General features: G+C 53.1%; 11 protein-coding genes and 1 pseudogene. 6 read left to right on the top strand and 6 right to left on the bottom strand.

Annotation, left to right across the window (positions count from 1 at the left end):
• A pseudogene (locus AC2FIB_RS22125) lies at nt 1-407 on the top strand (hypothetical protein); the annotation flags it as partial.
• An 87-nt stretch (nt 408-494) separates the two neighbouring features.
• Entirely contained in the window at nt 495-1286 is a 792-nt protein-coding gene (locus AC2FIB_RS22120; RefSeq protein ID WP_496737820.1) for an inositol monophosphatase family protein, read from the top strand.
• 6 nt (nt 1287-1292) lie between these two features.
• On the opposite strand, the gene AC2FIB_RS22115 is transcribed toward AC2FIB_RS22120, so the two are convergent.
• From AC2FIB_RS22115 to AC2FIB_RS22090, 6 genes are all read right to left on the bottom strand, one after another.
• Nucleotides 1293-1913 (bottom strand): histidine phosphatase family protein, encoded by a 621-nt coding sequence (locus AC2FIB_RS22115; RefSeq protein ID WP_496737819.1) that lies wholly within the window; start codon nt 1911-1913, stop codon nt 1293-1295.
• Entirely contained in the window at nt 1861-2934 is a 1074-nt protein-coding gene (locus AC2FIB_RS22110; RefSeq protein ID WP_496737818.1) for an ABC transporter ATP-binding protein, read from the bottom strand. The genes AC2FIB_RS22115 and AC2FIB_RS22110 overlap by 53 nt, the downstream gene beginning before the upstream one ends.
• The gene (locus AC2FIB_RS22105; protein ID WP_496737817.1) at nt 2931-5147 is read right to left on the bottom strand and encodes an ABC transporter permease; all 2217 of its coding nucleotides are present in this window, start codon (nt 5145-5147) and stop codon (nt 2931-2933) included. The genes AC2FIB_RS22110 and AC2FIB_RS22105 overlap by 4 nt, the downstream gene beginning before the upstream one ends.
• A complete protein-coding gene (locus AC2FIB_RS22100; RefSeq protein ID WP_496842720.1) occupies nt 5148-6173 on the bottom strand; it encodes an ABC transporter substrate-binding protein in 1026 nt (341 codons plus the stop codon).
• A gap of 722 nt (nt 6174-6895) precedes the next feature.
• The gene (locus AC2FIB_RS22095) at nt 6896-7225 is read right to left on the bottom strand and encodes a hypothetical protein (protein WP_496737816.1); all 330 of its coding nucleotides are present in this window, start codon (nt 7223-7225) and stop codon (nt 6896-6898) included.
• Nucleotides 7226-8368: 1143 nt separating this feature from the next.
• The gene (locus tag AC2FIB_RS22090) at nt 8369-9964 is read right to left on the bottom strand and encodes a GMC family oxidoreductase (protein WP_496737815.1); all 1596 of its coding nucleotides are present in this window, start codon (nt 9962-9964) and stop codon (nt 8369-8371) included.
• Between the two features lie 109 nt (nt 9965-10073).
• On the opposite strand from AC2FIB_RS22090, the gene AC2FIB_RS22085 reads away from it, so the two are divergent.
• From AC2FIB_RS22085 to AC2FIB_RS22070, 4 genes are all read left to right on the top strand, one after another.
• Nucleotides 10074-11312 (top strand): TRAP transporter substrate-binding protein, encoded by a 1239-nt coding sequence (locus tag AC2FIB_RS22085; protein ID WP_058273422.1) that lies wholly within the window; start codon nt 10074-10076, stop codon nt 11310-11312.
• 66 nt (nt 11313-11378) lie between these two features.
• Nucleotides 11379-12044 carry a TRAP transporter small permease gene (locus tag AC2FIB_RS22080; protein ID WP_058276699.1) on the top strand — a complete coding sequence of 222 codons (666 nt, stop codon included), beginning with the start codon at nt 11379-11381 and terminating at the stop codon, nt 12042-12044.
• Nucleotides 12044-13402, top strand: coding sequence for a TRAP transporter large permease (locus tag AC2FIB_RS22075; protein ID WP_058276698.1), 1359 nt, complete (start codon nt 12044-12046; stop codon nt 13400-13402). The genes AC2FIB_RS22080 and AC2FIB_RS22075 overlap by 1 nt, the downstream gene beginning before the upstream one ends.
• A gap of 11 nt (nt 13403-13413) precedes the next feature.
• A complete protein-coding gene (locus AC2FIB_RS22070; RefSeq protein ID WP_496737814.1) occupies nt 13414-14193 on the top strand; it encodes an IclR family transcriptional regulator in 780 nt (259 codons plus the stop codon).
• The last annotated feature ends 436 nt before the right edge of the window (nt 14194-14629 follow it).

Here is a 14629-nt window from a genome sequence, read left to right as displayed (position 1 = left end):
GAAACCATCATCCCGATGGATCAGAGGCCGATGATGCACTAACAATCAACTTGGACCAGTCAGATGAGGCTGCTCAAAAGCGCGTCTTCAAGAAATCGATTATCATTTTTGGCAAGCTCAAAGTTATCATCACCGACATGATACGCAGCTATGTCAAGCCGATCAGAACACTGGGACCGGACGCTGAACATCGTGCTCACAAAAGTCCAAACAACGCGATCAAAGTATCGCACCCACCGACACGCAACCGAGAAAAAAAATTTTCGACAGTTTCAAATCTCAATATCAGGTACAGAGATTTCTGTCTGCGCATGACAGATCAATCTATTCTTCTATCCCCGCCGATATCAACTAACTCCAAACTCAAACCACTGCGCGCCTTCCGAAGCATTCAACCTCTGGGATGATTACACTTCTGTAAATGGCGGTTTGATCATACCTGTGCTAATGCTTCTCAACATTATATAAACAACTTGGCAAGACCGAGCGGACATATGCATAACATCATTGCAAGAAGAAACTTCGCCGTCGCGGTAGCCGAAGAGGCGGGTGAGCTTGCGCTAGAGTATTTTGCTGCCAGAGACACATTGGTCATTGATCAAAAGGGCGCGCAGGACTGGGTCAGCGAGGCGGATCGCAACGTCGAAACCTTCATTCGACAAAAAATTATGAACTCTTTTCCCGATGATGGGATTTATGGCGAAGAACACGCCGAAAAAGCTGGCTCCAGCGGTTTTGACTGGGTGATTGATCCGATTGATGGGACAACGAACTTCGTCAATGGCATTCCTGCCTGGACGATTGTCTTAGCGGGCGTTTCGGAAAGTCAGACGCAGGTCGGTGTGATTTTCGAGCCAAACGTTGGTGAAACTTACGTGGCGGTCCGAGGCGAAGGTGCCACTTTGAATGGACACGCCATGCAGGTTGCCTCAAGCGTGGAACTTGCAAGTGGAACCGTCTCAATTGGCTATTCGAACCGGGTCGAAGCGTCAAACGTCGTTCCGGTGATTGCGGCCCTTATCGAACGTGGCGCTCTCTATCATCGCAATGCAAGCGGTGCGCTTTCGCTGGCCTATGTCGCGGCGGGACGTCTATTGGGGTACATTGAAGAGCACATGAACGCCTGGGATTGCCTCGCCGGTCAGTTGATGATCGCCGAAGCAGGTGGCGAGATCGAGGATCAGGACGCCGACGGGATGATCAGGGATGGTGGTCGCGTGATCGCTGGTACACCGGCCGTGTTCGAGACCTTGAAAATGATCTGCGAAGACGCTTGGAACGAATGACGCCTTTCAGGCAATTGGGCGCCACCCGAATTCGGGTTGAAGAGTTTTAATATCCGCGCGCCAGAAGTGGCCCTGCCCAGATTGATCAAACCGCCGGTCGATTTCTTTCCCTGCCAGATGGCACCAAAGCAGTGTCCCGACCGCGCCGTGGGTTACAATGGCCAGGTCTCTTCCGTCGTGGTTTTTGACGATTGACAGGACTGTTTGAACGATGCGCAATTGCGCAGCATGGGCTGTTTCCCAGCCACGAAAGCTGGAATTGGGTGTCCCGAAAAAGGTGTCAGCGGCGGACTCGAATATCGAGGGAGGAAGGAATCCGGTAGTGCTTCGGTCGTTTTCTCCCAGTCCAGGTTCGGATTTCGCGAGCAGCCCCAAAGGTTTTGCAAGGATAGCCGCTGTCTCGGACGCTTTTCGCTCGGTGCTGGACCATATGTCTGTCACGCACGACATGGTCTTACTTTGTGCAAATGTGTCAGCTCGGGCGCGGCCAATTTCACTCAAACCCCATTCGGTGACCGGTGTCTCCGGTTCGACGACGACCTCCGGGTGAGAGACGACTAAAAGCCTACCCACATCACCCTTCCGGCAACAGAACGGGGCCGCGTCCGGCAAAAGACATTTTGACATCCGAGCCGATTTCCAGCGGTTCGTCTACGTCGTCCTGCACAGCAAATACCTGCCCGAAGGCACCGGCCAGAGTGTACTCCATCCTCACACCAACATAGGTCGCCTTGGCAACTTTGGCCGGGATGCCGGTATCAGATCCAATCAAAATCCGTGACGGGCGCACGGCCAGCGTTGCTGGTCCTGGCGTTAGACCACGAGAGGGGAGCGTGTGTTGATAGCTCTCGATCTCGATCGTGGCTAAACCGCCTTCCACGGATAGGATAGTGCAATTGATCAGGTTAGCCTCACCAATGAAATCGGCCACGAACCGGTCAACCGGCGCATCATAGAGTTTACGCGGTGTTCCGATCTGAGCGATAGCAGCGTTACGCATGACGACAATCTCGTCTGAAACGGCAAGGGCTTCTTCCTGATCGTGTGTCACATAGACGACGGTCAAACCGAGATCTTGCTGAATGGCACGGATATCTTCGCGAACTTGGCGACGCAGTTTCGCATCGAGGTTTGAGAGAGGTTCGTCAAAGAGCAAAACCTGCGGCTCCAAAACCAATGCACGAGCGACGGCAACGCGCTGTTGCTGCCCGCCGGAAAGTTCGCTTGGCAAACGATTGTCGAAGCCCTTCAGGCCAACCAAGTCTAACCCATGCAGCGCGCGCGATCGGGACTCGCGCTTGTCGAAGCCGGAAAAGGTCAACCCATACATGACGTTTTCTAGCACGCTCATGTGAGGAAAAAGCGCGTAGGATTGGAATACCATCGAAACGTCACGGTCGGTAGCGGGTAATTTGGTCACGTCCCGGTCGCCGATCAGAATTCGGCCCGAGGTCGCCATTTCCAGACCTGCGATCATGCGCAACGTCGTCGTTTTACCGCAGCCTGAGGGGCCTAACAGAGTCACCAGTTTGCCCGCTTGGACGTGCAGATCGATGCTATCGACGGCCACCACATCCTTGCCGAACACTTTCGAAACACTGTCGAAACGAACAGGCGCGGCCTTACTTGCTATAGTCGTTTCGGTCATGTCGTTTTCTCTGCTCCGAGTTGTGTACGTCGCCCAATCTGAACACGGCCTACGAGGATTTGTAACATCCCGACTGCCGCCAACATCACGAAGATCAGCGTTGTGGAGTATGCGATTGCAAGACCGTAATCGTTGTTCTCGACCCGACCGATAATATAGCTGGTGGCCATGTCATACTCGGCGGAAACAAGGAATATCACCGCCGAAATCGCCGTCATTGCCCGGACAAAGCTGTAGACCAGCGCAGCCAGGATTGCCGGCCGCAAAAGCGGGAGGATCACTCGCCTGAATGTCTGCCACGAGTTCGCACCAAGCGTTAGCGAGGACTCGTCGAGGGATTTGTCCAACTGCGACATCGACGCGATACCCGCGCGAACCCCAACCGGCATATTGCGGAAGATAAAGCTGACGACCAAGATAACGCCTGTGCCGGTGATCTCGATTGGGGGCACATTGAATGCCAGAATATAGCTGACGCCAATAACGGTGCCGGGAATAGCGAAAGAGAGCATCGTGCCAAATTCAAACGCATTCTTTCCCGCAAAACTTTGCCGCGTTAGCAGATAGGCGGTGACCAACCCCACGGCGGCCGTCAGAGGCGCGGCAATGCCGGCGATGGTGATTGTGGTCCAGAAACTGTCCCAGGCGGCTCCGGTCCAGCGAATACCCTCTTCCTCGAAGCGGACCGAAAAGGCAGTGACGTAGTGCTTGAACGTCAGCGAGTTATCGACGCCCCACAGTTCGACAATACTTCCGTAGATGATCATCCCGTAAACCACAGCAGTGAAAACCGCCCAGGCAACTGCAATGCCCAGAACCGGTATGGCAAGGCCCTTTGGCATCAAGGGATGTACACCGGCGTCACCCTTGCCGGAAACGGTGGTATAACTCTTTTTCCCCAACCACGCGCGCTGCGCATAGAAGGCAGAAAGTGTGAAGAACAAGAGCACCATGGCCAGAACAGCAGCCCGGCCCTGATCGTACTGCGCACCAACGATGGCAAAAAATATCTCAGTCGAAAGCACATCGAAGTTTCCGCCTAAGACAAGTGGGTTGCCAAAATCGGCCATGGATTCGATGAACCCCAGCAAAAAAGCATTAGCCAGGCCCGGGCGCATCAGAGGCAGGGACACGGTTTTGAAGGTTTGCCAACGATTGGCTCGAAGGGTTTGGGCGGCCTCCTCCATCGAAGGTGACACCCCTTCCACCACCCCGATTAAAACCAGAAAGGCGATTGGCGTAAATGCCAGCGTCTGAGCGATCAGCACTCCGGGCATGCCATATAGCCAGCGCGTCGGCTGCACGCCAAAGATCTCGGCAACAAATCTGGTGACCGACCCGGAAAGCCCAAACAACAGGATCAGTGCCAGACCAATCACGAAAGGCGGCGTGATAATCGGCAAGACCGTCAGCGCGCGCATCCCGCGTTTAAAGCGGAATCCCGACCGTGTGACGACAAGCGCGAAACAAAGGCCAAGCACGGTCGTGATGAAACCCACAAGAATTGCAAGAAACAGAGAGTTCCACGCGGCACCGCATTTAGCACCGGCAAAACAACCCAAGCCCCAAAGTCGGTCATCAAAGAACTTCGAGGCAAAAACCGAAACTGAATAGGCACCATCTTCAGTAACGAAGGCGGCAAACAACATCTTCGCAATTGGAAAGAAGACGAAAACTGTAACAATGGTGATTACGCCACCAATAGCGCTGACGACGAAAACGTCGCCATTGATGGCGCCGCGCGCCGCAATACCCTGAGTTAAAAGGAACAGGAACGCTGTGGCGCAGATCATCGCGCCGTATCCCATGCCGAACTGGCGGATCTTCGGGTCTCCGAACAGCGCCTTCATCCAGTCGAAATTGAGGCCGCGAATGCCAATTGAGAATCCTTGCGCAATCAGCCAGCCAAAACCCAAGGCACCAGCCAAAATCAGGATGCGCGCGTATTGCGGATCGGACTTCGGTTTGCCGAGTACCAACAAAGGCAACGCAAGCGGGACCAAAAGCGGCGTAAGCCACAGCTTTTCGCCTTGTCCGACCAGAAAAGCGGCGGGCGCATTATCTTCATCGAACGGATATCCATCGACCAGCCATACGAATGACCAAATGCCATCCTCTACCATGAACCATGGCAGCAGGCAGAAACCAATCCACCCGGCAGCAATCCAGAAGATTAGAACCGGGTGGTTCGTTTTTGACGTGGTTTCAGTCACTTACTGAGGCAGCACAGAGACCTCTTCGTCCCATTTCTGCAAAAGACGCTTGCGTTCATCTGACGAGCCATACTTTTTGAAGTCATAGTCGATCAGCTTGATCTGGCTCATGTCAGGTGCGCTTTCAGAGGTTTCCGCATTTTTGTTGGACGGAACCTGGAAGGCGTTAACCTCAAGCGCAAGGTTCTGGGCCTCGGGGCTGAGCGCCCAGTCATAGAACTTTTTGGCTTCTTCTTCATTTCGAGCGCCGTCAATGATCGACATCGAGCCGATCTCATAGCCTGTGCCTTCGCATGGGGCCACGACCTTGACCGGAAAACCTGATACGGCCTGCTTGACCGCATCATGCATGAAGACGATACCGATGGTGTTCTCACCCCGACCGGCGGCCTTGATTGGGGCTGAACCCGACTTGGTGTATTGGTTGATGTTCGAATGTAGGCCCTTCATGAACTCAAAGCCGTCGCCTTCGCCAAATATCTGAACCATCGAGGCAAGCGTCGTATAAGCGGTGCCCGAGGAATTCGGGTTCGCCATTTGCACGTGCCCTTTATACTCGGGCTTCAGCAAGTCTTTCCAACATGCGGGCTCAGGCAGGCTGTTCGCGGCCAAGAGGTCGGAGTTGTAGCCGTAGCCGAGTGCGCCTGAATAAATTCCGATGGTTTTGTTACCTGCACTTTCAGCCTGCGAGATCGCCCAGTCGTGAAGCTGGTCACGCATCGGCGACACGTATTCCATCGTCAGGCCTTCTTCGGCAGCTTGCAAATGGGGATCACCGGTACCGCCCCACCATACATCGCCTTTAGGGTTAGAACTTTCCGCACGAATTTGTGCAAACGTCTCGCCCGACGACTTGCGGGTCATATTGACGTCTATGCCGGTGGCATCCTCGAAACTGCGCGCCATGAGTTGACACCAATCTTCCTGTGCCGAGCAGTAAAACGTCAGCTTCTCAGCTTGGGCCGCACTTACCGAAGCCGCAAATGCTATCAGCGATCCCGCCAGCGTTGTCGTCAGATTTTTCAATTTCTTTCCTCCCCTATGTGTCGTGCCGAAATTCCCAGCGCGATACTCGTCAATTCGTCGTTGGAGGCGGTCGCTCAAAGTCGCTAGTGGATCTAATTGCGTTGACCAAATCAATATCCGACCAGCCTCCCAATGACAGAAACAATCTCAACACCGTACTGTTAGTTCTGCAAGGAAATTCCACGAGTACCATTTTTCTTGCGCCGCCAGCTTTTTAATCACCAAGCCAGTTTACAGCACCAAGTAAGAAGATCGTGAGTGTATTTTGATGCTGCATTTTTTTGATTGCCTTTGCTGAAGCGACCATTCTCTTCAATGTAGAGCAAGCATCGTACTGGGAATTTACGGTCTGCTTTTCGTCTGCAATCTAGGCCTCCGTGCGGCTGCAGCGAACTTCCGCTTTCCGCCGGCATATTCCGAACGTTACATGTTGCCAACGAAGAAAGTGATCGGCTGTACTCCTTCTCCTCCTATAGCTTTACGAAGCTATCAAGCCGCTGCCCATATGCTCGAAATGGGAAAGTGTGCACCTTTGTCCGCCCCAGGAGGCAGTATTGCGTAACTCGCGGAACACAAATACCTCCATGATCGACCGGAAGGGTGTCTTTTCCTTTTTTGACAGTATCCGGCGCAACGTTGCTTATTGCTACGAGAAAACCTGCATCAAGAAAGTGCAGATTGGGGGATTTGGAGAGGCGCTTCAGGCGATTTGTGAACCACGGCTATAAACTGTGCACGAAGAAGAGGCTTTCGAACACGCGCACATATTTTGGGGCGATCACATGATCCAAACCAACGGCACCACCTGACCCCGAATAGTTGACCGGAATGCTCCGCGAGAACCGCCAGTAAATTCGGCATGAAGGCGAGCCGTTCGATCTGGCCACGACGCTGACGTACCGTGAGACAATTGCGTCGACATATTCGTCGTAACAATCCTCCTTTCGTCGCCATCTTTTCCGTCCAAGTGCCTCCGGATTTCCACCAGAAAGAACTGTCTTAACAAGGTCATCTCCGATGACCAGCTTGTCGACGTCAGGGTTTTTTTGCATCTAATGCCCTGACGAAAGGTCCTGATTTCGTTTTAGGATTTCTGCCTGACTCAGGAGAACGAGGCGAGTAAATTCCATTCGTCCTGGAAAGGAGTCCGCGACCTTTGGAATAGTCATGAGATTAGCAGCCGCGGTTAGCAGATAACTCCCTACCCTTCCGTCATCATCCACCGTTTTCATATTAGCCAGAATTAGGTCAAGTGCCCGCCGGATCTCGTCGACTATTGCTCGATTCAGTCCTCGAACAAAACCGACCGGATTTTCGGAAACTGACTGCAAGACAGTTGCATCGTCCAAGGTTAGGAAGGAATTCCGTAGGAAGCGATATCCGTTGCTAGTGTAGTATTTCCGGGCTGGCGGGATCCAGAGATGAGAACAACACGTGTATCGCTCAGCGTTTTTTTTTCTATTCGTGTTTTAGCAAATCTTGTATACATGCTTAAGCGACTTCAATCCGACCGATCGAAATTGCGGTCACGACTAATTGAAGGTCCACTTCCGACAGATTAAAATCGTAAGCATGGTGGTTTGAAAGCGCTGACTGTGTTTTGGCTGCTATGACGGGCGTACCTTTTTCACGGTTGTTTCAGGGCTCTGTCGCGAATTTCCTTAGGCAGCCTAAATTGAACTGGTGTGCTGGCCATCCTGCCATTTGGGCAAACAGTTGAAATAGCGAGTTTTCCGGCGGCTTCGGCAATGAGGCCCTGTATCGACTTACCCGTTGGTTCAGCGATGCATGATCATGGTCTAAGGTACTTTCCGACATGATTTCTTCCAGATCCCAGTATGAAGCACCATGGCGCGGACAGAAGAAGACCGCGTGTATGATAACAAAATTTGGAAAGTCTGCACCTTAGATTGAAACCATCGCTGTCTTTCCCAGGTTGAGACTTGGATCTCCGATATCGAAAGAGTTTCATTTCAAACAGAGAGCCCCAGAAGTTTGCGACAGAGCGTACTGTCACATTGTTTTTGACCAATGACGCTGATCGGAATAGCGCGTGAATGACTACCGGTCAAATCAAGTCGAGAGTCAGTTTATGAATTCCTTCAAAGGATCTTGGAAACCGCTCGTCACGCTCAATATATTGCGACAGAACCTCTTGGGCAGGTCCAGTTCACGCAGAGATACAAATTCACGCATCACTTGTTTGCGCATAGCAACTCACTGGCTTTTTCACCAATCATGATTGCTGGAGCGTTAGTGTTGCCGCTGACGATTTCCGGCATGATTGAACAGTCGGCAACGCGCAGATTTTCGATTCCTTTGACCTTCAGGTTTGGGTCCACAACAGAGCTTTCCGAGGTGCCCATCGCGCAGGTTCCTGTCGGGTGATAGATCGAGACGGAATTCGAGCGCGCCCAATCCAAAGTGCCTTCGTAGTCATCGCGGGACAGATCAGAGGTTGGTCGGAACTCTTCTGAAATCTTAGAAGCCAGTGGATTATGCCGGGCGATGTCCCGCGCGATGTTCACGCCGTCGACGATCGTTCTGCAATCAGTTTCCGTCGACAAATAGTTTGGAATGATCTGGACGTAACTGGCCGGATCGGGGCCATCCAGACGCAGTTCTCCGCGGCTTTCCGGCCTCAGCTGACAGACGGACATTGTGAAGGCAGAAAACGGGTGCACGCCCTCTCCGGGGCTGTCGGCAGACCAGGGTTGAACGTGGAATTGAATGTCAGGAGTCTGAACTTCGGGGCGGGTTTTCAGAAATCCGGTGGCCAGGCTGGCCGCCATTGTCATAGGTCCGGCCCGGAATAGCGCGTATTTCAGCGCGATCCGTGCCTGATTGAACAGGCTGCGCACTTCATCATTCAGCGTTGGCTCGTTGCATTTGAAGACCAGGCGTGCCTGCAAGTGATCCTGCAGCCCTTTGCCGACGCCGGGCAGCGAATGAACGGGTTCAATGCCGTTGGCCTTCAAGTGATCCGGGTCTCCGATGCCTGACAACATCAAAATCTGAGGTGAGTTGATGGCACCACCGGACAAGATGATTTCGCGGCGCACTTTGATCGACTTCACTTCACCCGATCGGTCGCGATAAAGAAGTCCGGTTGCTTTTTTGCCGTCCAGTTCGACCTTGGTTACCAATGCACGGGTGATGATGTTCAGGTTCGGTCTGTTCCTGATCGGTTTGAGGTATGCAACGGCCGCACTGCAACGACGACCATTCCGAGTGGTCAGCTGAAAGTAACCAACGCCTTCCTGATCGACCCCGTTGTAGTCAGGATTAAACGGGTAACCCGCCTCTTGGGCGGCGGCTACCCAGGCGTCACAGATCGGTCGCTGAATGCGCATGTTGGACACCGACAGCGGGCCGCCTGTACCGTGAAATGCGTCTTCGCCGCGCTCTTGATCCTCGCTGCGTTTGAACAGAGGCAAGACGTCATCCCAACCCCAGCCGACGTTACCCATCTGACGCCAGCGGTCATAGTCCTCTTTCTGACCGCGAACATACAAAAGCCCGTTCAACGAGGAAGATCCGCCAAGGACCTTTCCGCGCGGCCAATCAATCGAGCGTCCATTCAAACCTGGATCTGGTTCAGTGCGGTAACACCAATCCAATGAGGGGTTATGCATGGTTTTGAAGTATCCAACCGGTATGTGAATCCACGGGTTTGTGTCAGGTCCACCAGCTTCCAACAATGCCACTGTTGTGCTGGGGTCAGCGCTTAGCCGATTGGCAATGACGCAGCCCGAAGAGCCTGCTCCGACGACTGCATAATCCACCTCCATGATTGTCTCCTCCCAAGGTAACTGAAAAAAACACTATGCAAATTGCCGGAACTATACTAGCATTTTTTGATACAAAACGTCTCAATAATTGCGATCAGGGAGGTAAGCAATGGAGATCGGTAAGAAACTAAGCGGTGTCTCACGGCGGGATTTTTTCCGCGTAGCCGGGCGCTATGGCATGAGTTCAACGCTGCTGGCGGCAGGTGGATTTGGCGGCGCGATGAGTTTGGCCAATTTGGCGCAAGCCGCAGAATCAACTTATGAAAAACGGTTTTCGAAAGAACCTAAACACACGCTGAAATTCGGTGCTTCGGGCTTCAATACACGCAACCTGCTGATCGAACGGGCAGGGGCCATCGAATTTGCCCGAGATCTGGAAGAACGCACTGACGGTGAGATTCGGATCGAGTTCATTGGCGACAACCAGATCTGCGGACAACTGAGCTGTGTTGAGAAGACTCAGCAGGGAATCGTCGACATCTATGCGGCGTCGACCCAGAACTCTGCGGGCGGTGCGCCATATCTGAACGTGCTGGACTATGCCTATATGTTCCCCAGCAGGGCGGCGCAGTATCATTTCTTCTACAGCCCCGACAGCCAGCGCATTCTGCGAGACCCGCTTGAAAAACGTCACGGGTTGAAATTCCTGTTCACACACTGCGAACTACGCGGCCTGCAGATGGGCTCGACCTTCTCTGACAAGCCGACAGTCACCAAGCTGGAAGAGCTGTTTGGGACGAAGAACCGTGTAACGGGGACGCAGCTTGGCCGGATCGCCATGCAGCTGCTGAACCTGAATCCCGTGCCGGTGGCATGGGAAGAAACATTGGACGCACTGAAGACGGGCCTGATCGACGGAGCGGAAACTTGGGCATCAGCCGTTGCCTACGCAAACATGGCTCCGGTCGTCTCGCAATCCGTCAATCTCAAATTCTTCTGCGGTACTGAACATACGTCAATGTCGGCCAAAGTGTTTGACGGTCTTGGCGGTGAACTTCAGGACGCGGTTATGGAATCGTCCTATTTCACGCAGGCCCTTATTCAGGGTGCAAACGAAGCTGCACTGCTGAACACGGTTGGTTTCTCGGAACCACAGCTGCCTAACACCATCTTTGCGGAAAACGGTGTACGTGCAGCATTCCTGCCGGACGATCAGATCAAACTGGCCGAGGAAATGTGTGCGCCGAACTTTAATCCTGAACCCTGGGCGCAGTGGCGCGAGCGGCTGAACAAATGGGCCGGTGGCATCGACACCTATCAGGAAATCTACGACATCGCGCGGCAGATCCCAGCAGACACACTGCCCGAAAACGTTGAGCCCCGCCGTTGGTGGAAAGGCGCGGCCTGATCTAACATTTCGAACCGGCCCCTCGCGGGCCGGTTTCTCTAAACACCGACTGGGAGGACGGGGTTCATGTCACTATGGGCAGATATCGGGGCAATTTTCAGCGCCTTGCTCACTCGCGATTCATTCGAAATCCAATCCGCATTGGAATCCGACGCCGCCTGGGTTGTCGGCACTGTTGCCGCCGCGCTCGGCGGTTTTCTTGTAATGCTGATCTATCGCAAAGTGCCCTTTGTTGAACGCCACTTCGAACGGTCGATCATGGTCTATTCCTACCTTGCGATTGCGCTGATCATCTTCTGGGGTGTGATTGACCGCTTTGTCTTTAACGATCAGGAACCCTGGTCTACCACCATTCCTCCGCTTCTGTTCATGATAATGGCCTGGTTTGGTGCGTCCTATAATGTCCGCCTGCGCACGCATCTTAGCTTCAGCGAGTTTCGGACCGCGATGCCACGCGGCGGTCAACTGGCGTGTTTGTTTTTGGATGCCATTTTGTGGTTCATCTTTGCAGTAATCGTCATCGTGACCACAACTCGCCTCGTTGCGCTGTCAGCCTCGAATTTTCAGATCGTACTTGGGACGGACAACATCATGCAGTGGTGGTTTCTGTTGGCCGCGCCCGTGTCCTTCTTTCTGATGGTCGGTCGCGTGTTTCAGAACCTTGCTGACGATCTGCACAATTGGAAAACCGGAGAGCCGCTGATCAAGCAGGCCGTGATAGGGGCAGACTGATGACAGACGGAACTTTAGTTACACTTATTTCGCTGGGCGTGACGTTTCTGTTCATGTTGGGCGTGCCGGTGCTGCTGGTCATCGGATACTGGGTGATCGGATGCTCATTCGTTCTGGGGCTGACACTCGACAATATGGGTGCAGAGCTACTGAACGTGTTCAACAAAGGCTTCGCCCTGTTGGCGATGCCGCTGTTCATCCTGACCGGGGACCTAATCAACAAGTCGGGGATCGCGCGGCGGCTGAGTGATTTTGCCTATTCCTGTTTAGGCTGGATACGCGGCGGGCTGGCTATGGCATCGCTTGGGGCATGTGGATTGTTTGCGGCGATTTCCGGGTCGAACTCCGCAACGACCGCAACCATCGGTTCAATGCTGCACCCTGAGATGGTCAAAGGCGGCTATGACGAACGCTTTAGCGCGGCCACAGCGGCGGCGGGCGGTACGGTTGGGATCATCATTCCTCCATCCATCATCTTCATCGTCTACGGGTTCTTGATGAACCTGCCCATTTCTGAGCTGTTCGTCGCCGGTATCATACCTGGTGCGCTTATGGTTTTTGGTATGCAATTCGCGTGCTGGATCATCTGTCGGATCAATGGGTGGGGGCACCTGATTCCGCTGCAACTGAACCGGATTCTCAAAACGGCATTTGGTGCATGGCTCGGCTTTTTCGCCATCGGCCTCGTGCTTTGGGGCATCTATACAGGCAAATTCTCACCGACTGAGGCGGCGGGTGTTACCGTTGGCTTCTGTGTCATCGCGGGCTTGGTCAGCTATCCGATCAACCGGATCATGGGCGCGCGGGATAATATCTCGCCCACAGACAAAAGCTTTGCCGAAATGCTGGTTGTCGAAGGATTCACAATCCCTGAGATCCCCTCGATCGTTATCCGCTCGGCTCAGATCACGGGTATCCTTGCACCGTTGATTGCGATCTCGGTGGTCATGCAGCAAATTCTGTCGCTGCTTGGAGCACAACAAACGATCGGAGATTTCGTTACCTCAATGGGTGGGTATTACGCGGTTCTGTTCACATCGATGGTCATCGTCTTTTTCTCAGGCATGGTTCTGGAAAGCTTGCCGGTTACGATTATCCTAGCGCCGATCCTCGCACCGATTGCTGCGTCCGTAGGGGTCGACCCGATCCATTTTTCGGTGATTTTCCTTGTGGGTGCCTCGATTGGGTTCATCACGCCACCATATGGTCTGAACCTCTATGTTGCGTCAGGTGTGACAGGTGTGCCGTACTTCCGGCTGCTGCGCTATACAGTGCCTTACCTTGTGGCGTTGCTGTCTGTGTGGATTTTGGTCTCTCTGGTGCCTGATCTGGCCTTGATCTTGTTGCCAAACAACTAGAGTTTAGCGGGATGGCAAACGCAGACACGCGAGAGAAAGAATCCCAAATCCCGACGAACCTGCGTTTGCTATTGATCCTTGAAGAGGTTGCAAAGCGTGGGGTCGCAGTCAAACCGTCAGACCTGATTGAATCATTGGGTTTGGCGAAACCGACAGTCCATCGCCTGCTTCTAACGGCTGAGGCCGAAGGTTTCCTTCAACGTGATCTGGATGGACGATCCTATGGTCCCGGACCACGATTGCGGCAGCTTTCGGTGAACACGGTCTCGTCAGAGCACCTTCGAACGGCCCGCCTTGCGATCCTGCGGGGCATCGCTGATGAAATTGGCGAGACCTGCAACCTTGCCATCCCGGATCGGGAGGGAATGATATATCTGGACCGGGTAGAAACGGAATGGCCCCTGAGGATTCAATTGCCGATTGGCACCCAGGTTCCGTTTCATTGCACGGCCAGCGGCAAGATGTACTTGTCCACGCTTCGTGAGAACACGTTGGACGGGTTTCTTTCCGCTCGTAACCTGAACGCGAACACTAAGAAAACAATAACTGATCCAGAAGCTCTGCGCGCCGAAATCATCAATGTTGCGTTAAAAGGATATTCGACAGACGATGAGGAGTTTATGCCGGGAATGACTGCCGTAGCCGTTCCTGTACTAGAAAGAAACAAGAGGCTCGTGGCCACTCTGTCAGTTCACGCTCCAACCCAGCGCCACGATTTGGAGAGTTTAATACAGTTTGTTAAATTGCTGCAGGTCGGAGCCAACAAAATTTCGGGATTGCTCGTATCATAACTAAGTCTTAAAAGACGTTGTCACTTAGAGAACCACCAACAAGATTCTGGATTGCCCAGCCAGTGAAGGTAACTGCATCAAGATCAGACATGGACGTGCCTTCATTTCGAGAAATAAACGCTCTCTCGCTGCGTCTAATTTCAAAACCATAGCCTTGGGTAATAGCGTGAGGCTGAATGGTCAGAATAACTTTCAATCATTGTAGCGCACTGGTTGCGTGGTATTTGTATCCGTCCGATGAGTCAGACTTGACGGTTCAATAGCGAGAGTCAAATTGTCTGCCGTCGAAAGTGGATGCCAAGAGACACTCTTTGAGCAAGCGCAAGAAGCAGTTTTGGTCGGATTAAGAGAGGCGAGTATGTTGTCACATTATCCATCGTTCGGTTGCTCATGTTTGGATTTGAACTTTGGTGACATTGATGACTTCTTCGTCGAT

This window comes from Ruegeria sp. YTSA072, assembly GCF_059610285.1.
Note: the sequence above shows the minus strand (reverse complement) of the source record. Positions and strands in the feature narration are given on the sequence as shown.